Source organism: Arcobacter sp. ISO1, assembly GCF_058105185.1.
In genome coordinates this window covers 1,726,454-1,747,892 of record NZ_CM176573.1, presented here as the reverse complement: position 1 = coordinate 1,747,892, position 21,439 = coordinate 1,726,454, and the positions used below count along the sequence as shown (strand labels likewise).

Below are 21,439 nucleotides of genomic sequence, written 5' to 3'. Positions count from 1 at the left end.
TTAGTGTCCTCCCTCAGGGCCAATTTTTATCTGAGCTATCATAATTTTTATCTCAGCAATTAAAAGTGCCGTAAATAAAAAAGCAAACATAAAAAATGTAATTTTTACATTTGAAGTTGAGATATCAGTAACTGCAATTCCAACTGGCATTAAATCTTGTATTGCCCAAGGTTGCCTTCCAACTTCTGCAACAATCCAACCTGCTTCACTTGCAATATACCCTAAAGGGATAGAAGCAACAGAGGCTATCAAAAGCCACTTATAATTTAAAATATCTCTTTTAAGTGTAAAGAAAAGGATTAAAGCAAATAAGAATAAAAACCAAGCACCAAGGGCAACCATTAAGTGAAAAGTATAAAAAGTCAAGGGGATGGGAGGAACAATATCTTCAGGGTTTTTCAAGTGTCCATATCCAAAATATTTCATATTGTCAGTTAAAACTTTTTTATACTTTTGAATATTTTCCACATCATCTTCTCTTTTTGCTTTTTTATACTCTTTTAAGGCATTTATAGCAATTTTCCCTTTTTCAATTTTACTTTGAGCTGATTCAATACTATATTTTTTATTTCCATAAACTAAATCTTCAAGTCCAGGAACAAATGCATGAATATCGTGATAACCTAAAAGTGAAAGTGCATAAGGAGCTTCAAGTTCAAATAAAAATGGATCTTCATCATTTGTTAAAGTTTTTTTAGGATTTAATACTCCAATTCCAACAATTCCAGCATCTGTTTTCCCTTTATACAATCCTTCCATAGCTGCTAACTTTACAGGTTGTTTAAGTGCAACTTGATGGGCTGATTCATCACCTGTTATGGTTATAAATATTGAAGTAATTAGTCCAAAACTAGCTCCAATAATGATTGATCTTTTAGCAAATTCAATCTCTCTTCTTTTTAATAAATACCAAGCAGAAATTCCAACAACAAAAAGTGAAGCTACAATATATCCACTTGAAATAGTATGCAAAAATTTTGAAATAGCAACAGGAGAAAATAAAACATCCCAAAAGTTTTCCATCTCATTTCTAACTGTATCTGGATTAAATTTCATTCCAGTAGGATATTGCATCCAACCGTTTGCAACCAAAATCCATAAGGCACTCAAGTTTGAACCAACTGCAACAAGCCAAGTTGATAAAAGATGAAAGCCTTTTGATACTTTATCCCAACCAAAAAACATAACAGCAAAAAAAGTTGACTCCATAAAAAATGCCAAAATACCTTCTACAGCTAAAGGCGCACCAAAAATATCTCCCACAAACCAAGAGTAATTTGCCCAGTTTGTTCCAAATTCAAACTCCATAATAATTCCAGTTGCAACACCGATTGCAAAGTTAATTGCAAACAAAGACATCCAAAATTTTGTTGTTTTCTTCCAAAACTCATCACCTGTTTTTACATAAATTGTTTCCATTATTGCAATAATAAAACCAAGTCCTAAAGTTAAAGGAACAAAAAGCCAATGATATATTGCAGTAAGTGCAAATTGAGCTCTTGACCAGTCTACTAAATGCTCTTCCATTAGTTATCCTTTATAAGATTTTTAAATACAAATTCAATTTTTTCATTATCACTTTTATATTCAGTTTTAATAGTTTTGTCATAAACAAAAATATTTAAAAAAAGTAGTATTACAATTAGCTTTACAATAATAAGTTTCCATAAAGTTCGACCTATTTTTAGATTTTTAAACCCATCTTTGTAAAGTAAATATATATTATTTAGTTTACTCATACTTATAACTTTTATAATTAATTTTTATAATTATACTCCGAATAAGTTAATTTAATGTTAAATTTATTATAAGTTTTAATTATAGTAATACAACATTGAATTCTAATTAATTTGAAATATTTGGAATTGTAACGGCTAGATTTTTTGTTATTTGCTTATAAAAGCTTGTAAATTATAAATAATTAATTGTTCAAGAAGAATTTTAAATGATTTTAATTGTTTTGTGATTTTAGATGGAGTGCTTCTAATCCATTGATGATTGGAATAGAAGTGTTAATTTATTTATAAGATTTTTTTGTAATCTCCTTAAAGTAATACCTAAGGAAACTAACTAACTATTTTATAACCTCTATGTCGAATAGTTTCGATAAAGTTATCATCAAACTCTTTCTTTAGGGCATTTCTTATTAGATTGATATTAACTTCAATAACATTATCAGATACCATTTCTGGTTCTTCCCAGTTTGTTTGAAGCAATTCATCCTTAGAAATAGAACCTCTATGTCTATTTTTTAGAAGATAAGCAAGAATTGAAAATGACTTACCTTTTAGATTTACTACATTTTCATTGTCATCAAATAATTGTTCATCTTTAATGTTTACAATAAATTTATCTTTATATAAAATGTTTTCTTGGAAATTTTCCCTATGAATTGATTCTATTTTTGTTAATAAATATGTAGTAGATACAGGGGAATGAAGTATATCCATTGCACCATTTTTTAATAAATCTACTTGAAACTCTTTTGAAGGTTCATCACAAATAAATATTACAGCTGTAAATCTGCAATTAATATTTTCTAGAATATCTTTACAATCATAATAATTACTTGAATTCACAAGTATCATATTATAGTATCTAACTTTACTGTGATAAATAGCATCATCCATATCTTCTGCTACATCAACTATATAAAGATTATTCTCTTCTAAATGTTCAATAATTTTTTCATCAATATTATATGATAATAATCTCATAAGACCTCTATTTCTTTTATATACACTTTTACTTTATTATTGTCCGAATGATACATAAGTTATGATAAATTCTAACTTATTTTATGTAAGTTTTTCACCTATTTAACATTTTTTTTATCTTATATTAAGTTTTAAATGAAATAATAAGATAAATTAACTAATAGGGAGTTAATATCGAATCCAAAAAGAAAAAATTAATTGTTAAAAATGTGTTTAAGGTTTTTGGGGAACATCCCAAAAAAGCTTTAAATATGTTATCTCAAGGTCTGAGCAAAGAAGAGATTTTTGACAAAACTTCTATGACTATTGGTGTCCAAGATGCAAGTTTTGAAATAAATGAAGGCGAAATCTTTGTAATTATGGGTCTATCAGGCTCAGGGAAATCTACACTTGTAAGATTACTAAATAGACTTATTGAACCTACTTCTGGTCAGATTATAATTGACCAAACAGATATCACAAACTTAAATGATAAAGAATTAATTGATACTAGAAGAAAAAAAATATCAATGGTATTTCAATCTTTCGCACTAATGCCTCATATGAACATTATTGATAATGTTTCATTTGGTTTAGAGTTAAGTGGAGTTGAAAAAAATGAAAGATACGCTGCAGCAAGAAAAGCTTTAGATCAAGTAGGACTTGCACAACATGAACTTTCATATCCAGATGAACTAAGTGGTGGTATGCAACAAAGAGTTGGTTTGGCAAGAGCATTGGCAAATAATCCAGATATTATGTTAATGGATGAAGCCTTTTCAGCACTAGATCCACTAATTCGTACAGAGATGCAAGATGAATTACTTGAACTTCAAGAAAAAGAAAAAAGAACTATTGTTTTTATCTCGCACGACCTAGATGAGGCTATTAGAATTGGAGATAGAATTGCAATTATGCAAAATGGTGAAATTGTTCAAATAGGAACTCCTGAAGAGATTATAAATGAACCTGCAAATGATTATGTTAAATCATTTTTTAAAGGTGTTGATGTAACTTCAGTATTAAATGCTTCCCATATTGTAAGAAAGATTAGACCAACTATTATCAATAAAGAGAGTACAGGTGTCAAATCAGCATTACAGTATATAGGTGACTTTGATGAAGATTATGCGTATTTCGTTGAAAAAAGTGGTAAATATATTGGAATATTAACTATTAATTCACTTGAAGAACAAAAAAAGCTTGGTGGGTCTATTCATGATGCAGTAATTGATGAAAAACCAATTGATGAAGACACACAAATCTCTGATTTCATTACACACGTAGCTGAACACACTTTCCCAACTGCAGTTATAGATAAAAATGGAAAATACAAAGGTACTATTTCAAAAAGTAGATTACTAAAAGTATTTGACGAAGGAGTAGAATAATGAGTACTGACCCATGGGGAAATGCCTCAACAGCACAAGATCAAAAAGAATCATCAGTAAACTGGACAGATGAAGCAGCTAATGCACCTGTTGAAGAAACAAAAGATTTTGATATATTAAACCCTTTTGAAGATTCTATTATTCCTTTTGGTGATTGGACAAACTCAGGAATTGATTGGTTAGTTGAAAACTTTAGAGATGTTTTCTTAGCTGCTAAAGCTCCAATTGATATTGTTTTAAAAGCTATTGAATCTTTTTTACTATTTTTAAATCCATACGTAGTAATTCTATTTTTTGTACTTTTAGCTTTGCAATTTTCTACTAAAAGACTAGCCGTAGGAACTTTTCTTTCATTCTTTGTGATTGGATTTATTGGAGCTTGGGAACAATCTATGATTACCCTAGCCTTAGTTATAACAGCTGTAATATTCTCTGTAATTATTGGGCTTCCTCTTGGGATTTGGAGTGCAAAAAGTAATACAGTTGATAAAACATTAAGACCAATTCTTGATGCTATGCAGACAACTCCAGCATTCGTTTACTTAATTCCAATTGTTATGTTGTTTGGTATTGGTAATGTTCCTGGTGTTATTGTAACAATTATTTTTGCACTTCCTCCTCTAATTAGGCTTACAAACCTTGGTATTAGACAAGTGCCAGAGGACTTAATTGAAGCCTCAAGATCTTTTGGAGCAAGTTCTAAACAAATGCTTTGGAAAGTTCAAATTCCTGTTGCAATGCCAACTATTATGGCAGGAATCAACCAAACACTTATGCTTGCACTTTCTATGGTTGTTATTGCTTCTATGATTGCAGTAGGAGGTCTTGGTCAAATGGTATTAAGAGGAATTGGTAGATTGGATATTGGTCTTGCTGCTGTTGGGGGATTAGGTATTGTTTTACTTGCTGTAATCTTAGATAGATTAACACAAGCAATGGGTCAAAAAGATAAATTAGATAAAACTAGATGGTTCCAAAAAGGTCCAGTTGGTTTTGTTTACAAATTAATCAAAAAATAAGGAGAGAATATGAATATTAAAAAACTTTTAGTAGGTGCAGTTGCATCAGTTGCAGTTGCTTCATCACTATTTGGGGCAAAGGTTACAGCAGTAAAAACATCAATCGCTGAAGAGGGATTTCAGATGAATATTGTTGTGGAAGTTTTGAAAAAAATGGGACATGAAGTTGAAGTTACAAATGATGTGAGTTATGATATAGCATATCAAACTATTGCAAATAATGCTAAAAGTGATGATGTTTATTTTATGGCAGCAAATTGGGATCCATTACATAAGGGGAAAATTGAAGCTTTAGGAAAAGATAAATTTTTTCAATCAGGTGAATATATCTCAGGATGTGCACAAGGTTATTTAATTGATAAAAAAACAGCTGATAAATATAATATCAAATACTATAATGATCTAAAAAAACCAGAAATTGCAAAACTGTTTGACTTAAATGGAAACGGTAAAGCTGATTTAACTGGTTGTAATGCAGGTTGGGGATGTGAAAAAGTTATTGAGCACCAATTAGATGCATTTAATATGAGAGATGTAGTTGAACATAATCAAGGTGAATACTCAGCATTAATTGCAGATACTATTGCAAACTATAAAACTGGAAAATCAATTCTTTACTATACATGGACTCCATATTGGGTTTCTGGTAAATTAGTTCCTGGTAAAGATGTAGTTTTCTTACAAGTTACAAAATCTGCTAGTCCAAGTGGATACTCTACAAAATTACCAAACGGTGCTGATTATGGTTTTGCTGTAAACTCTCAAAAAATTGTAGCAAATGCTACTACAGCTACTAAACACAAAGATATAGCTAAACTTTTCAATTTAATGAAACTTGATGTAAATGATGTATCAGGAGAAAACATGTTAATGGCAAATGGTCAAAATAAAGAAAAAGATATTGCTAGACATGCTAAAAAATGGCTTGAAGCGAATAAAGCTAAAGTTGATGCTTGGATAAAAGAAGCAAAAGCTGCTAAATAATTAAAATAAGGGTTTACCACCCTTATTTTTAATATATTTTTTATATAATTACATAGTTTATAATTTACAAAAAGGAAATTGATGGCTTTATTAGATAATAATAAAGATGTATTACCATTAGCAAGTATTGCAGAAATTTTAAATGCAAAAATTAGAACACTTAGAATGTATGAAGATAAGGGATTATTACCTAAGAAAAAAGATTCAAAAAAGCTTTATTCAATTAGTGATATCAAAATAGTAGCTTTTGTTCACTATTTAGCAAGTGTAAAAAAGATAAATGCAAATGGAATAAAATATATAACTGAAATGTTAAATACAAACATGGATGAAAAGAATAGAGAGGATTTTCTTGCAACAGTTGAAGAAAAAATGGAAAAAATATCAACCTGCGATATAAATGAAGTAGAGATTATTTAGGTAAAATAATCTCAAACCTCGCTCCAAATTCACCATCTCTAACCCTTAACTTACCATTCATATTTTTATCAACAATTGTTTTAGACATATAAAGACCAATTCCTGTTCCATGGCTATCTTTTTTTGTAGTAAAATAAGGATCAAAGATTCTACTTTTTGGCTCAATTTTTATTCCCCCGCCATTATCTTCGATATATAAAATTATTTTATCAGTTTGATCTTCTGTATAGATTTTTATCCAAGGTGATTCCATTTTTTTCTTTATTAATACATCTTTTGCATTTGTTATAATATTTAGTAACACCTGCTTAAATTCATTATAATATGTGTTTAAAACAAGGTTATTATCAACACAAATAGTTATATTGATTCTATTGTTTGATAAGGTACTTGACATAATAGTCATAACTGAATCCATGGCTAGCTTTAAAGTAAACTTCTCTTTCTCTTTTTTAGGTAAGAAGAAATTTCTAAAATCATCTATAGTATGAGACATATATTCTAAAACTACTTCAGCTTCTTTTGCCTTTTTATCCATAATTTTATCATCAAGTTGACCCATTGTATATTTAAACTTAATATTCATCAAAATAGTTGAAAGTTCTGATAATGGTTGTCTCCATTGATGAGCAATATTTGATATCATCTCGCCTAAGGCTATAAACCTTGATTTTTGTACTAATAACTGTTCATGCTCTCTATTCTTTTCAACTTCCTCTTCAACTCTTTTTTCTAGGGTTAAATTTAAATCCCTTAAAGCTTGAGATTTTGATTGAACACTTTTTTGATATCGTCTAAACACCTCATCAATTTTTTGAGAGATTAAAATAGAGATGAAAATTGCAATAGTTAAAAATAAAATAAATAAAAGAATATTTTGAACAACTTGATTTTTAACTCTATTTTGAAGATGTCTTTTCTTTTTTGCAATGCCCTTTTCTATATCATCCACATAAATACCAACAGCAATAACCCACTGCCATCTTGGAAAATATTTAAAGTACGAAAGCTTTTGATTAATCTCATTAGTATAAAGTTTTGTATAGGCATATTCAGTAAAAGATTCCCCTTTTAATCGAATATCGTCCATAAACTCTTCTCTAAATTTTTTTCCATTTACATCAGTATAGTTTGTAGAGATTATTTTACCAATTAAATCTGGTCTATTTGGATTAACAAGAAGTTTAGCAAAACTATCACCACCATTCATATCTAAAACTTCATATACAAAAATATAGTTACTTTTGTCATTATCAAAGGAGATGTTATTTAAAAGTCTAATCATATCAGCTTTAAGTTCTCGCTCATCTTCTTCACTTTTAGTTGAATTATATTTAATAATATCAATAATAGTATTTATCTCTTTTTTTAGATTTTGTTTTTGTAAGAAGTATTGGTCTTGAACAAACTTTTCCATATCCACATGAAAATCTTCATAGGTATTTTTTACATAAAAATATGATATTAAAAGTATCATAGAAGTCATAATAATTATAAATACATAAATAATAATCTTTGATATATTCTTTTCTGTAATAAATCTCAAGTCAAATTTCCCTATAAAGCAATTTTAGGTATCATACCATATCTTATATGAAAAGGCAGTTTTGATGGATAAAGCATTAATCTCTAATCTTAGTAGTTTTTCTGTTCTATATGTGGAAGATGAAGAGGGAATTAGAAATAATATTAATGAAATATTAAAACAACTATTTAAAAAAACTTTTGTGGCAAAAAATGCAAAAGAAGCATTCAATATGTATGAATCAAATAAACCAGATTTAATAATAACAGATATTAGAATGCCAAATGAAACAGGAATAGAGTTAATCAAAAAAATTAGAAAAAGAGATAGTAAAGTAAGAGTTATAATCACTTCTGCACACACTGATTTAGATTATATGCTTGAAGCAACTGAACTACATTTAGTAAAATATATTATAAAGCCTATAACAGAAGGTAAACTATTTGAAGCATTGGAAGCTTTTATTAAAAGTTATGATACGGCTAGAGTATATACCCTACAAGATGGTTGGCTTTTTGATGAGAGTAAATCATTAATTACAACAGAAAATGATGAATTCAAACTTACTAAAAAAGAGAATCAATTTCTTAAGCTTTTAATTCAAAAAAATAGAATAATTACTTATGAAGAGATGGAAAATATTATTTGGAGTGAAGATAATATAATGACTCCAAATGCCATGAGACTTTTTATAAAAAACTTCAGAAAAAAACTACCTGAAAACACCCTAAGAAATATCCAAGGTACAGGTTATAGATTAGTTCTTTAAGAACTATTCTATAAGTTTTGTATCATCATTAATACTATTTTCTAAATCATAACTTCTCAATTTTTCAAGTTGGATAAAGTAACTATGTCCTAGATATATTATAAAAAACACTGCTGAAAAAAGCATCAAAGATGGAATTAAAGATAAAAAATATAAGAGCGCTGTTCTTAATCTAAAAGCCATAGCTTTTTTCTTATGAATAGCCTTATATTCATCTTCACTTAATATTGTTGAAGCAACATCAAAATTTAATAGTTTATGAAAGAAATAATAAACAGGGAAGTTTATTGCAATAATATTAACCAATGGTATAAAATATAAAGGGATAAAAAGTATAAATAAAAACACCATTATAAAAGCACTTTTAACAGCAACCCATAAAGGTGTAAGCAAAGAGCCAAAACCATTAGTCTCTAAATGGGAATAATGCCTTTTATGTAAAACCTTTAAAATCATAGGAGTTAAAAAACCAATAATAACAACAGTTAAAAATACTGAAAACATCATCACAAATATAGTTCCAACAGTATAAATTAAAAAACCAACTAACCATGAAGTAATAGAGTACTTAAATAAAAAAGCAATTATTGAAGTAAGCCAAATAAAATAAAATGGTGCTTCTTCATCTACAATTACCTCTTGTCCAGATTGAACTTGTTGAACATAAATATCTAAAGAATCAAATCCATATCCTGCAGCTGTGTAGAAAAATATCAACATTATAATCAAAGTAAAAAGCAATGGTAAAATTGCAATTTTCAACATATCTTTTGTAAAAAAATCTTTTACACTAAGCCCTATTACTTCACCTTCTAGTAAATCTCTTTTCATTAAACTATTTCCTCATTTTCCTAATCAAATCTTTTTCTATATTCACATTTTTGACAAAGTTCTTCTAATACTTCGCCATTTTTAAAACCCTTTTGTATATCTGTTACTTTTTTTGAAGTTAAAATATCTTTTAATAACGTAGTATTTGTATCTCCTAAGTTAATAATCCCATCCTTATCTAAACAACATGGAACTACAGTACCTGAGCTTAATACTCCAAAATGAGAATCTAAACCATAACAAAAGCCTTTATTGCTCACAAAATCATTACTTAAACTTGGCCAGTTAAAATATTCATCAAAATTAAAAAATATCATTCTATCTATTTTTATATTTTTGGGTTTCTCTTTATAAACTTTTTCAATGTCAATTTTACAATCAAATTTTTCATTTACTAAATCAAACACATTTTTATTAAAATCTTTTGCACTTTGTGACTCATCTAAATTCCAAATACGTAAGTTTATAAAAAAATGTTGTTTTTTTTCTTTTGCATATTCACAAAAATTTAAAATTGGTTCTAAATACTCTTTTAAAGTTTTTTTATGGGAATTTGCATTGTATGAATTTATTGAAAAATTGATTTGTCTAATTGTTTCATTCATCAAGTTTTCAAAATGAGTTTCATTTAAGTTATTTGCAGTTGTAGTAATATTTACTTTTAATCTATTTTTCTTACTAATTTCTAGATATTCTTGTAAATTTGATAAAACTAAAGGATCGCCTACAATGTGATAAGCTAATTCATTGGTTACTTCTTTTAATTGCTTATTTAAGTCATCAAACTTTTCAAGGTTCATAGTCTGGTTTGGTAAGTTTTTAGGTGGGCAGAAACTACATTTTAAATTACATATATTTGTAATTTCTACATGAACCTTTCTAAATTTTTTGATAATCTATTCCTATTTCAAAAGATATGGAAGATCACGTTTTAAAGACTCTAATAAATCTTCATTTAAAAAGAATTTTGTAAATTCTTCATCTTTGTTTTTGTAACAAAAACTACAAACATACCTATTTCTTTTAATTAATTCTATAGTCTCTTCTAGAATTATTTGTAACTCTTCATCAGCATTTTTATAATGCTTATACATAGTTTTTAAAGGCTCTTCAAAATTCGTATCTTTAAAGAAGACCACATTATCTTCAAGTAAACCAATAACATTTTCATCATTTGATTTTATATTTAAAAAAGCTATTTTAATATCATCCATTCTAAGATCAAATTTATACCCTAGAAGTAAAAGCTCTTTAAAACTATTTATATCATTTTCTTGGAAATAATGTTGTAAAAGAAGTGTTAGATAGTGGTCTTTAACATCACTATCATAAGCTTCCATATAATCTAAAACATATTCAACATCATCTATTTTTTTCGTTTCTAAAAGTGTTTTATGAATAATACCAACTTCTGCTATTATTTCGTGTAATCTATCACTCATTTGTATCCTTAAGCTTTATAAAAATTAATTAAAATTGGATTAATAAATCTAAGTGGAGCGGGAGACGAGACTCGAACTCGCGACAATCTGCTTGGAAGGCAGAGGCTCTAGCCAACTGAGCTACTCCCGCTTATCAGATTGGGATTATAGCATAGATTAACTATAATTACAAAAAAGGATTAATCTATGATAAAAACTCCCCATTTAAGTACTGATGGTATTATAAAATTATACGATGAAAATGATATTTTCAAAGGAATTGTCTTAATTGAAAGATTAAATGAACCCCATGGTTTAGCATTACCTGGAGGTTTTGTTGATATTGGTGAAAGTGTTGAAAATGCTTTAATTAGAGAGATGAAAGAGGAAACAAACTTAGATGTAAATATATTAAATCTTCAAAATATTTATTCTGACCCATCAAGAGACCCAAGATTCCACACTGCATCTGCTGTTTATGTTTGCGAAGCAAAAGGAAAACCTAAAGCACAAGACGATGCAAAAGAGGTATTTATATATCCTATAAAAGAGATACCTTTAGAAAAATTAGTATTTGACCATAAAAAAATTGTTGAAGATTTCCAAAAAACTATTAGATGGTAGAATAAGAGGAGTAAGGAAAACTCCTCTGTCATCAGATATGTATGTAATTTAGTTTAACTAAATATATACATAATCTTGTTTTCAAAGTGAGTATAAAATATACAAAGTTTATATTTTTAATAATTCTACGTTAAATAAAACTCCTTTATCCTCATTTTCTTCTAAAATTAATTTTCCATTAATTTTTTCAATTATCATTTTTAAAATATATAAATTAATGTCAAACTTTTTTGTTTTTAACAAATGATCTTTGTCTAAATAAACTTTGAAATTTTCAAAATTTGAATAAGTTGAATTATCAAAATAAGATAAGGATACCTTTTTTTCATCCTCTTTTAATTCAATATTAATCTCTTTTTTGTCATTTTGTGTTTTAGAAAAAGAGTTTAAACTAACTAAAAGCAATTTAGAAAAAATCTGTTTTAAATCTTCTTCAACCATATCAATAACAATTAAATTATCCCCTGTAAAGTTGATTTTGATTTTTTGTTTATCGAATTCACTTCTAAATTTAAATAAAACACTATCAAAGGTAACTTTCAAATTATGTTTAGTGATTTTTTTATCAACTTGAAAAAGATTTGAAAAATCTGACAAGCCCTCTTCTACTCCATTTATTTCAGATAAAACTTTATTAAGACTTTTAGCAAAGGAATCATTCTTTATAGATTCAGATATCAACTCCATAGACTGTAAATAAATTTTCATATTAGAAATAGGCTTTCTAAGTTCATTAGAGATAACACCAACTACATCATTCATAACTTTTAATTTTTCTTGTTGAAGAATTTTTTCATCTTTTCTACGAATCTCTTCAATTTGTTGTGAAACTTTTTCATTTAAGTTATTATTTAAAACTTTTAATTGTTTTGTGGTTTTTGACAATTTAAGATGTAATTGAACTCTTTTTAGTAAAACTTCTGGATAAAATGGTTTTATAATATAATCTACAGCACCTAATTCAAAACCTTTAATAATATCTTTCTCATCATCTTTAACAGTTGAAAAAATTATAGGGATATTTTTATGTTTATCATTAGTAATAATCTCCTTACATGTTTCATAACCATTCATAACTGGCATAATTACATCTAAAAGAATTAAATCAATATTTGGATTTTTATCTAAAAGTTCTAAAGCTTTTTTTCCACTTTGAGCAAAAAGCACTTTATAATTTTTTAAAATTTTCATTGCAATTTGAAGATTTTTAGCATCATCATCAACAATTAAAATTGTTTGCAAATCATCATTTTTCATAAGTGTTATCCTCTAAAAGTTTTAATTTTACATAATTATTTGCTTTAGTAACTAATTCAATATTAATAAAAGGTTTTACTACATAATCGATTCCACCTACTTCATAAGCTTGCTCAATATCTTTTGTAGAGTCTTTCCCTGATAAAAAAATAATTGGGATATCTTTTGTTTCATCATTACTTTTAAGTTTTTTGCATACTTCAAACCCATTAATATCAGGCATCATAATATCTAATAAAATTAAATCAAAATCTTGTTCAGAAGTAAGTTTTAAAGCCATTTTTCCATCTTTAGCATAAAACATCTTATGCCCTTCATTCTTTAAAATATTCATAGCCATCTGAATATTTTTTGGCACATCATCTACTATCAAAATCTTTCCTTTAAACACTTAACTTCACCTTTAGTTTCTCAATATTTTCATTATATGTATTCATTAAATAATCAACTTTCTCTATATCAAATGAATTTATGTTTGCAATCAAATTTTGAGCATAATTTCTTAATAAATCAATTTTATTTTTTTCAGCTAAATCTAATATTTTATTTGCGAACTCTTCAATCAGAGTAAAGTCTCCACTTTCTTTTACAATATTATACTCTTCTTTTAAATTATTTTCTAAATCATTAATAACATTATTTAGTTTTTCTAAATCATATTCTTCTTTTTCTTCTTGCTCAATAATATTATCTTTTAGTTCTTTATACTTTAAATGCTTCGTCATTTCAATTATTAAATCTTCTAAAATAACAGGTTTTCTTAAATATCCATCAAAACCAAAATCTGTTACTTTTTCAAAATCTTTTCCCATGACTGAAGCAGTTAAAGCTATTAATGGTATTTTTTTAAATTTCTCATTACCTTTTATTATTGTTGCAGCTTCATATCCATCCATAATTGGCATTCTTAAGTCCATTAAAATCAAATCAAAATTAACATTTTTTAATCTATTTATGGCTTCTTGTCCATTTTCTGCTTCTATTATCTCTAAATCAAAATCTTTCAATGTTGCAATTACAAGTTGTCTATTCTCTTCCACATCATCAACAACTAAAATAGTAGCCTTTTCAAAAGCTATTGACTTAATGTCAATTTTACTTTCAATCGTCTCTTCATTTATTGAGCTAACATCTAAGTCATATAATGTAACTTTAAATGTACTACCTTTTCCAACTTCACTTTTTGCTTCTATTTTACCAATTAACATCTTCGCTAATTTTGCACAAATGGATAAGCCTAAACCTGTACCTCCATATTTTGCAGTATTTTGATTTTCTTGTTGTTCAAAGGCATTAAAAATTGATTTTAGATTTTTTTTATTTATACCAATTCCTGTATCTTCAACTATAAATACTAAATCTACTTTGCTTTTTATTTCATTTTTGTAAAGAGACATAGCTTTTAGTTTTATTTGTCCTTTATCAGTAAATTTAATTGCATTACCAATTAGATTAAATAATATTTGTCGAACTCTTACCCCATCTGTTATAATATATTTTGGTAGATTATCATCAATTTCCATAATAAAATTAATATTCTTACTTATAATCTTAGAATGAAAAATTGACTCCATCTCTATAAAAACACTTCTTGGATTTATAGACTCTTTTTTAATTTCCATTTTTCCAGCTTCTATTTTTGAAAGATCTAAAATATCATTTATTATTCTAAGTAAAGAATCTCCACCCTTTTTTATGGAATTTAAATATTCTTTATGGACTGGATTATCTATTTCTTTATCTAAAATCTCAGTAAAACCTAAAACTGAATTCATCGGTGTTCTTATTTCATGACTCATATTTGCCAAAAATTCACTTTTTTGTTTTGATAAATTCTCTGCTTTTTCTTTAGCCTCTTGTAGTTCTTCATTTAAATCTTGAACATGATTTTTTTCATCTTCAAGCTCTTTAGTTCTTGACAATACTTTATTTTCTAGATTTTTGTTCAAATCTTTTAATTCAAAAGTTTTTTGATCCACTAAAACCTGCAATCTTCTGTTATAAAAAGTAAATAATAATATAATTGCAATTGTCCCAATTACAACATACCAAACAATTGTATAATCAACGATAGGTTCAAATGCTATATCGTTAAACTTACTTTTTATCTCTAAATGTTCCATCTGGCTTATTGAAGACATAAATTTAGATAATATTCCATAAAGTGCATCTTCACTTTTTTTTACAAAAAGAGTTAATGATAATTTTACATCTATAGAACCCACAATTCTTAAATCATGTAATGCAAAAGTCTTGATTGAATAACTCATTAATGCTGCGGTACCTAACATTGCATCATATTTTTTTGAGACTAAATCTGTAAGTCCCTCTTTAATATTATCTACTTCATAAAACTTCAAATTTGGATATTTGTCATAAATCTTTTGTATATAACCATAGCCTTTAAGAACTGCAATCTTTTTATTTTTTAAAGAATTTAGATCTTCAACAAAACTAGTATTATTATCCATTACAATAACAACTTGACTTTCAATATAAGGTTCTATTGGTTGATAATATTCATATAAAGCTGCATTTTTGATATCTTCTGAGATAATATCAACTTTATTGTTTTTAGCTAGAGATAAACTTTCAGACCATGAATCAGTTTTAATTTTATCTATTTTTATACCAATAGAATCTTCAAATTTTTTTAAATATTCTGAAACAAATCCAATATATTCACCTTGTTCATTAAAACCTTCAAAGGGAAGCCAATTTGGATCTCCCGTAAAAGTAATTTTTGATGCAGAAGAAAGCCATTTCTTTTCATTTGAATTGAGACTTAAACTATTTTTATCATTGATTTTATAAACTTTATTTTGTAAAGCGTCTAATTTTTCTTTAGGAATTTTATTGTGGGCTTTAATTAGAATTGATTGTAAAATTTTATATTTTTTACTAAGTCCTATATATACTTCACCATATTTGTTATAAAATTTTTTTGCAATTTTTAATTTGTAGTCTTTTAATAGTTTCTCATTTAGGCTATAAATTAAAATTGCATCTGCCTTAGAATCTTTTTTTTGTAAAGATTCATACATTTTTATATTTTTATCTAAAACAATGGCCTTAATATTTAAGTTTAAATTTTTTACTATGTCATTTGTAATAGACTCTTTTTGTAAAAAAACACTCTTATTTTCCAAGTCATTTATAGATTTAATATCATTATTTTCTTTTTTTACAACAATATACATTGGGGTATAATAATAAGGCTTTGAAAAAATAAACTTATTATCTTCCCTATCTTGACTCCAACTTAAATCAAGTATTCCATGTACCTTTTCACCTTTTATAGTAGCTTTTATTGCATCAGACCATTTATCAAAGTCTTTAAGTGAAATATTTAAGCCTCCATATTGACTAAGAAGATTAATATAATCTATATGAATATTTTTTCCTAAAATATCAGATGCCCAATAACTCATCTTAGCAATTTTTATTACTGGGTTCTTTTTTAGCCAAAGCAGTTCTTTTTTTGTATATTCTAAAGGTTCCTTAAATAGTTCAGAAACTTTTTTATCATAGCAGATATCTATTCTACCTATTTTTTTACCATCATATTCAATAATTGATGAATCAGTTATATTTTCATTACTACATTTAAAATCTTTTTTTTTCTTTACTTTATATTGCCAATAAATTTCATCATACTCTAAATCAATTATTTGAACAGATAAAATATTATTTTTTTGCTCTATATAAGGTATAATTAATTCATCAAAAGAATCTTCATCAAGTTCAAAAAGTGGTTTAGAACTAATACTTGCTAAAGTTAAAGTATCTTTGTATGTAGCAAAAAGTGGGCTTAGAAATAAACTTAAAAATAATAATAGTTTTATAATAATTTTCATTTGAAATTCTCAATTAAATCTTTATAATTGTTCCAATAATTTGAACTATTTTCTTTTGGAACTAGCCATTTAGAGAATGTATTTTTATATTCATTTTTTTCTCTTAATTTCACTATACTTTTGTTTATATCTTCTATAACTTTTTTACCCCATGGCGATTTTGAACAAGCTATAGAACCAAGTACTCCCTTTTCGTAATTCTCTTCAAGTGGCAAGAAAATTAGTTGATTATTCTTTTCGTTTCTAGCATTATAATAACTAAGAGAACTATAATAATCAATTGTATAATCTACCCTTTTTCTTTTTATCATTTCAAATATTGCATCTGTTATATTTTTTGAAGATTTTCTAATCTTCAAATTTGGCTTTTCTCTATATTTGTTTACTATCTCATCTAAAGGCAATCCATAACCTCTTCCCATACCTTGAATAAAAATAAACTTTCCATTTGCCATTAAATCATCTAAAGAGATAGGAATCTGTGAAAAAAACTTTTTATTTTCTTTTCTTGTAATAATTCCCAATGGTTCATAATAAAGATTAGGGATAGAAGTTATAACATATTCAGGAGTTGTATTATAAATCCAAGTAGAAAAACACACATTTTTTTTATGTTGAAAATTTTTTATTACTCTTGAAAGGGCACTTTTTTTAATTTCATGATTATAATTACTTAAATCTTCAATAATCATCTTTTGTAATAAGTTACCAAAGCCCTTATTTTTGAATTCACCATCATTTATATAAAAAGGAGGTGCATCATTAATAAGCCATGTTATTTTATTATTTTGGTTTGAATATAAAAAATTAATAATAAAGATCAAGGAGATAAGGCTTTTCAAAAAAACTCCTAGTGTTAGAGTATTATTATTCTAGCACTTAAACTTTAACAATATTCTTATATGTATAAATTTATTCTATGATTATATTTTAATTGAGTACAAAATAAGCAAAAAATAAAATAAAATAATTATTAAAAGTATAATAAATATTGAAATTAAGGTTTCAATCAAATCTCTTGCAAACTTATTACTAAACAAAAGTTTAAGTATATTAAAGGATCTATTTTTCTTCGATCCATTTCTTATAAGAACAATACCAACATCACTTCTCATTGGAGTCTTATATCTTTTCAGTCCAAAACATTTAACTAAAAAATAGTAAATATGCTTATTGATAAAATTTTGTTTGTGAACAAGATAAAAAATATCATTTTTATCATATTTTTTTTCTAAATAGTCTATAAGTTCTTTTTTTATTATTGCTTTTTTATTTGACTTCAAAATTAAAGGTGAAAATATAATAAAGGTATAATTTGATTTATTTAAGTAAGACTCTAAGATCTCAAGCATTTGCTTTTTTATATCTTTTAGTTTACTTTTTGTAAGCTCTTCATTTAAACTAATCATTGCAACTTCGAATAAATTAAACTCTTCTACATACAAATAGTGTTTATTTTCTTTTTTTGATTTACATTGATATACAAATAATATTATTATAAAAAAAAGTGTAGTTGTAAAAAGCATCAATTTGTATCTTTATCAATCATTTTAAGAATTCATATTTGCTTATGCTGATTTATAATGTTTTTTGTCTTCATTAGAATATTCTAACTTAATAAAAATTAATTTTTATATTAATCAAAAGATTATAGACATAAAAAAAGCCCTATAAGAAAGATGAAATCATCAAACTTATAGAGCTTCTTTAGTGGAGCGGGAGACGAGACTCGAACTCGCGACAATCTGCTTGGAAGGCAGAGGCTCTAGCCAACTGAGCTACTCCCGCAACACGGTGGTAAAAGAAATAAAAACTAAATAGTATTACCAATTCTATTTAGTAGTGGAGCGGGAGACGAGACTCGAACTCGCGACAATCTGCTTGGAAGGCAGAGGCTCTAGCCAACTGAGCTACTCCCGCAAAAATTTGAATACATAAAGTGGTGGGTCATGAAGGACTCGAACCTTCGACCACTCGGTTATGAGCCGAGTGCTCTAACCAGCTGAGCTAATGACCCACATTGGTTATTATTATATTCAAATTTTAATGGCGGACAAGGAGGGATTCGAACCCTCGGTACCGTTGCCAGTACGCATCCTTAGCAGGGATGTGGTTTCAGCCAACTCACCCACTTGTCCTTATGAATTAGGGGTGTAATTTTACTCACTAAGTACTTAAAAAACTCTTAATTTTATAACTTTTTTTTATCTTTTCTAAAAGTTATAAAAAAAGAAAAAAAGAGATGGAAAATTAAATATTTTCCAATATCTTTTTTACTACCTCTTTAGGATTTTCTGCTTTATATATTGGTCTTCCAACCACTATAAAATCAACTAAATTCTCTTTTGAAAAAGGAATATTGGCTACTCTTTTTTGATCACCACTATCCTCACCAAAAGGTCTAATCCCTGGACATAAAGTTATAAACTCTTTTGATGTATTATTTTTAATATCTAAACTTTCAAAAGCAGAACAAACTACACCATCAACTTTTGATTCAAATGTATCTATAGCCATTTTAGTTGCTTTAGTTTCTATATCTTCATTATATACAGCCTTAAACTCTTCATTATCAAAAGATGTTAAAGCTGTAACTGCTAAAACTAAAGGTTTATTTGGAATATCTTTAATTCTATCCATTACAGTATTCATAGCTGTTTTACCTGAACTTGCATGTACATTGAACATATCTACTAAACCAAATTGTGCAATCTCTTGAGCTGCATCAGCCATAGTATTTGGTATATCATAAAGTTTTAAATCTAAAAATATTTTGAAATTAGGATTAATTGCTTTTAAATCTTCTAAAAACTTTTTACCATCTCTAATATAAGATCTAAATCCAACTTTTAACCATACATCAAAATCTTTAATTTGTTCTACTAAGCTTAAGTTTTCTTTTGCACTTGGTAAATCCAATGATACGCAAAGTTTCATCTTAAGCCTTGTTAATTTTGTCTAAAAGACCATTTATAAATTTAGGCGCTCCATCACTTGCTAGTCTTTTCGAAAGTTCAATTGCTTCATTTATAACTATTGGTTTATCTAAATCTTTAAATAAAATCTCATAAATTGCAAGTCTTAAAATTGATTTTTCAACTGAACCAGTATCTTTTATTCCACCTTGATTTAGATGTGAAACTATCTCTTCATCAATCTTTTCAATGTTGTTTACAACACCATTAAATAAATCAAGGGCAAATTCTTTTTGCTTGTTTCTGATTTTTTTCTCTTCTAAAATCTCATCAACATATTTAACAATACCTTCATTACCTAAATCATACGCATATAAAAGACCAATTACTGATTCTCTAGCTTGTGTTCTTGTAGCCAAATTATTTTCCTATTTCACTATATAAATCTAACATCTCAATAATTGTAACCATAGCTTCTGCACCTTTGTTTCCAACTTTACTACCAGCTCTTTCGATTGCTTGTTCAATAGTATCAGTTGTTAAAACTCCGTTTGAAACAGGTTTTCCATATTTTAATGTAACTGTTGCAATACCTTTAGTTGCTTCTGCAGAGATATAATCAAAATGAGGAGTTGCCCCTCTGATTACTGCACCTACACAACAAACTGCATCATATTTTCCAGTTTCAAGAGCTTTTTCTAAAGCAAATGGAATTTCAAATGCACCTGGTACTAAAATTAAATCTAAATTCTCTTCGTTTCCACCATGTCTTACAAAGGCATCTTTTGCACCTTCAACTAATCTATCTGTAATAATGTGATTAAATCTACCATTAATAACGGCAACTTTTTCATCACCTTTTAATCTTAAATTTCCTTCAATAATATTCATACTTACCTCTTTAATTTTAATTAAGGGCGCTAATTATACCCTAATACATCTTTGATAGCAAAAATGTCATCTATAACCTTATACAACTCATCTACTTGAACCATATTTGGTCCATCACTTAAAGCAACACTTGGATCAAAATGGGTTTCAAAGAAAAACCCATCAACACCAACAGCTGCTGCAGCTTTTGCTAAAGAAGGAACAATTGCAGAATTCCCTCCTGTAGTTCCACCTGTGCTTGGAACTTGTGCAGAGTGCGTTGCATCAAAAATTACGGGAGCATACTCTCTCATTGCAATTAAATTTTTCATATCTACAACTAATGCGCCATATCCAAATGTATTACCCCTTTCACAAAGCCAAACATCGTTTTGCTTAGAGTTTTCATAAGAAACCTCATCACAACCTCTAGTTTTTAACACTTTTTCAACGGGGTGCTTCATAGAACCTGCTGCTAAAAACTGCCCCTTTTTAATATTAATCTTACAATCTGTCTTTGCAGCAGCTACTAATAAATCTGTTTGTCTACATAAAAAAGCTGGAATTTGAAGTACATCTAATACTTCAGCAGCAGGTGCAGCTTGATAAGACTCATGAATATCAGTTACAAGTCGATATCCAAATTGTTCTTTTACTTCTTGGAATAATTTTAATCCCTCATCTAATCCAGGTCCTCTAAAAGAATCTAAACTAGTTCTATTTGCTTTATCAAATGAAGCTTTAAAATAAAAATCTACTCTTTTGTCTTCACTTAATGGCTTCAATTTTTCTGCAATTCTCATTACAGTATCTCTATCTTCTAAAACACATGGTCCTGTTAATACAATCACATATTATCC

Annotated in this window: 22 protein-coding genes and 5 tRNA genes; 6 read left to right on the top strand and 21 right to left on the bottom strand. The window is 27.4% G+C overall.

Annotation, left to right across the window (positions count from 1 at the left end; all coding sequences use genetic code 11):
* From AC2TY9_RS08585 to AC2TY9_RS08575, 3 genes are all read right to left on the bottom strand, one after another.
* Nucleotides 1-1,527 carry a cytochrome ubiquinol oxidase subunit I gene (locus AC2TY9_RS08585; RefSeq protein WP_489776975.1) on the bottom strand — a complete coding sequence of 509 codons (1,527 nt, stop codon included), beginning with the start codon at nt 1,525-1,527 and terminating at the stop codon, nt 1-3.
* Nucleotides 1,527-1,739, bottom strand: a complete 213-nt coding sequence (locus AC2TY9_RS08580; RefSeq protein WP_489776974.1) for a DUF4492 domain-containing protein — start codon at nt 1,737-1,739, stop codon at nt 1,527-1,529. The genes AC2TY9_RS08585 and AC2TY9_RS08580 overlap by 1 nt, the downstream gene beginning before the upstream one ends.
* Before the next feature lie 327 nt (nt 1,740-2,066).
* Nucleotides 2,067-2,717 carry a winged helix-turn-helix domain-containing protein gene (locus tag AC2TY9_RS08575; RefSeq protein ID WP_489776973.1) on the bottom strand — a complete coding sequence of 217 codons (651 nt, stop codon included), beginning with the start codon at nt 2,715-2,717 and terminating at the stop codon, nt 2,067-2,069.
* Nucleotides 2,718-2,926: 209 nt separating this feature from the next.
* On the opposite strand from AC2TY9_RS08575, the gene proV reads away from it, so the two are divergent.
* From proV to AC2TY9_RS08555, 4 genes are all read left to right on the top strand, one after another.
* Nucleotides 2,927-4,087, top strand: coding sequence for a glycine betaine/L-proline ABC transporter ATP-binding protein ProV (gene proV / locus AC2TY9_RS08570; protein ID WP_489776972.1), 1,161 nt, complete (start codon nt 2,927-2,929; stop codon nt 4,085-4,087).
* On the top strand, nt 4,087-5,106 hold the full coding sequence (proW, locus tag AC2TY9_RS08565; RefSeq protein ID WP_489776971.1) for a glycine betaine/L-proline ABC transporter permease ProW: 1,020 nt from the start codon (nt 4,087-4,089) through the stop codon (nt 5,104-5,106). The genes proV and proW overlap by 1 nt, the downstream gene beginning before the upstream one ends.
* 9 nt (nt 5,107-5,115) lie before the next feature.
* Complete coding sequence (gene proX / locus AC2TY9_RS08560; RefSeq protein WP_489776970.1) at nt 5,116-6,090, top strand: glycine betaine/L-proline ABC transporter substrate-binding protein ProX; 975 nt, start codon at nt 5,116-5,118, stop codon at nt 6,088-6,090.
* Between the two features lie 81 nt (nt 6,091-6,171).
* Entirely contained in the window at nt 6,172-6,510 is a 339-nt protein-coding gene (locus AC2TY9_RS08555; RefSeq protein WP_489776969.1) for a MerR family transcriptional regulator, read from the top strand.
* On the opposite strand, the gene AC2TY9_RS08550 is transcribed toward AC2TY9_RS08555, so the two are convergent.
* Nucleotides 6,503-8,056: a cache domain-containing protein gene (locus tag AC2TY9_RS08550; protein WP_489776968.1), complete on the bottom strand. Its 1,554-nt coding sequence runs from the start codon at nt 8,054-8,056 to the stop codon at nt 6,503-6,505. The genes AC2TY9_RS08555 and AC2TY9_RS08550 overlap by 8 nt on opposite strands.
* Before the next feature lie 64 nt (nt 8,057-8,120).
* Between AC2TY9_RS08550 and AC2TY9_RS08545 the strand changes: the two genes are divergently transcribed.
* Entirely contained in the window at nt 8,121-8,804 is a 684-nt protein-coding gene (locus AC2TY9_RS08545; RefSeq protein ID WP_489776967.1) for a response regulator transcription factor, read from the top strand.
* Nucleotides 8,805-8,807: 3 nt separating this feature from the next.
* Here AC2TY9_RS08545 and AC2TY9_RS08540 read toward each other — a convergent pair whose 3' ends face one another.
* From AC2TY9_RS08540 to AC2TY9_RS08525, 4 genes are all read right to left on the bottom strand, one after another.
* Entirely contained in the window at nt 8,808-9,635 is an 828-nt protein-coding gene (locus AC2TY9_RS08540) for an EI24 domain-containing protein (protein WP_489776966.1), read from the bottom strand.
* Between the two features lie 20 nt (nt 9,636-9,655).
* Nucleotides 9,656-10,489: a radical SAM/SPASM domain-containing protein gene (locus tag AC2TY9_RS08535; RefSeq protein ID WP_489780421.1), complete on the bottom strand. Its 834-nt coding sequence runs from the start codon at nt 10,487-10,489 to the stop codon at nt 9,656-9,658.
* A 48-nt stretch (nt 10,490-10,537) separates the two neighbouring features.
* Nucleotides 10,538-11,077 carry a hypothetical protein gene (locus tag AC2TY9_RS08530; protein WP_489776965.1) on the bottom strand — a complete coding sequence of 180 codons (540 nt, stop codon included), beginning with the start codon at nt 11,075-11,077 and terminating at the stop codon, nt 10,538-10,540.
* Nucleotides 11,078-11,130: 53 nt separating this feature from the next.
* Nucleotides 11,131-11,207, bottom strand: a tRNA-Gly gene (locus tag AC2TY9_RS08525).
* Between the two features lie 56 nt (nt 11,208-11,263).
* Between AC2TY9_RS08525 and AC2TY9_RS08520 the strand changes: the two genes are divergently transcribed.
* The gene (locus tag AC2TY9_RS08520; RefSeq protein WP_489776964.1) at nt 11,264-11,680 is read left to right on the top strand and encodes an NUDIX domain-containing protein; all 417 of its coding nucleotides are present in this window, start codon (nt 11,264-11,266) and stop codon (nt 11,678-11,680) included.
* Between the two features lie 108 nt (nt 11,681-11,788).
* Here the strand turns inward: AC2TY9_RS08520 and AC2TY9_RS08515 are convergent, their stop codons facing one another.
* From AC2TY9_RS08515 to kdsA, 13 genes are all read right to left on the bottom strand, one after another.
* A complete protein-coding gene (locus AC2TY9_RS08515) occupies nt 11,789-12,937 on the bottom strand; it encodes an ATP-binding response regulator (protein ID WP_489776963.1) in 1,149 nt (382 codons plus the stop codon).
* A complete protein-coding gene (locus tag AC2TY9_RS08510) occupies nt 12,927-13,310 on the bottom strand; it encodes a response regulator (RefSeq protein ID WP_489776962.1) in 384 nt (127 codons plus the stop codon). Before AC2TY9_RS08510 ends, AC2TY9_RS08515 begins: the two co-directional genes overlap by 11 nt.
* 10 nt (nt 13,311-13,320) lie before the next feature.
* Nucleotides 13,321-16,794 (bottom strand): ATP-binding protein, encoded by a 3,474-nt coding sequence (locus AC2TY9_RS08505; RefSeq protein WP_489776961.1) that lies wholly within the window; start codon nt 16,792-16,794, stop codon nt 13,321-13,323.
* The gene (locus AC2TY9_RS08500) at nt 16,791-17,636 is read right to left on the bottom strand and encodes a TIGR02285 family protein (RefSeq protein ID WP_489776960.1); all 846 of its coding nucleotides are present in this window, start codon (nt 17,634-17,636) and stop codon (nt 16,791-16,793) included. The genes AC2TY9_RS08505 and AC2TY9_RS08500 overlap by 4 nt, the downstream gene beginning before the upstream one ends.
* Before the next feature lie 81 nt (nt 17,637-17,717).
* Nucleotides 17,718-18,323 carry a hypothetical protein gene (locus AC2TY9_RS08495; RefSeq protein ID WP_489776959.1) on the bottom strand — a complete coding sequence of 202 codons (606 nt, stop codon included), beginning with the start codon at nt 18,321-18,323 and terminating at the stop codon, nt 17,718-17,720.
* Nucleotides 18,324-18,505: 182 nt separating this feature from the next.
* Nucleotides 18,506-18,582: transfer RNA gene (locus tag AC2TY9_RS08490), tRNA-Gly, on the bottom strand.
* 55 nt (nt 18,583-18,637) lie between these two features.
* Nucleotides 18,638-18,714, bottom strand: a tRNA-Gly gene (locus tag AC2TY9_RS08485).
* A gap of 20 nt (nt 18,715-18,734) precedes the next feature.
* Nucleotides 18,735-18,811, bottom strand: a tRNA-Ile gene (locus tag AC2TY9_RS08480).
* A gap of 30 nt (nt 18,812-18,841) precedes the next feature.
* Nucleotides 18,842-18,932, bottom strand: a tRNA-Ser gene (locus tag AC2TY9_RS08475).
* 112 nt (nt 18,933-19,044) lie between these two features.
* A complete protein-coding gene (pyrF, locus tag AC2TY9_RS08470) occupies nt 19,045-19,731 on the bottom strand; it encodes an orotidine-5'-phosphate decarboxylase (protein WP_489776958.1) in 687 nt (228 codons plus the stop codon).
* Between the two features lies 1 nt (nt 19,732).
* Nucleotides 19,733-20,128 (bottom strand): transcription antitermination factor NusB, encoded by a 396-nt coding sequence (gene nusB, locus AC2TY9_RS08465; protein ID WP_489776956.1) that lies wholly within the window; start codon nt 20,126-20,128, stop codon nt 19,733-19,735.
* A gap of 1 nt (nt 20,129) precedes the next feature.
* On the bottom strand, nt 20,130-20,600 hold the full coding sequence (ribH, locus tag AC2TY9_RS08460) for a 6,7-dimethyl-8-ribityllumazine synthase (RefSeq protein WP_489776955.1): 471 nt from the start codon (nt 20,598-20,600) through the stop codon (nt 20,130-20,132).
* Between the two features lie 29 nt (nt 20,601-20,629).
* Nucleotides 20,630-21,430: a 3-deoxy-8-phosphooctulonate synthase gene (kdsA, locus tag AC2TY9_RS08455; RefSeq protein ID WP_489776954.1), complete on the bottom strand. Its 801-nt coding sequence runs from the start codon at nt 21,428-21,430 to the stop codon at nt 20,630-20,632.
* Nucleotides 21,431-21,439: the final 9 nt, after the last annotated feature.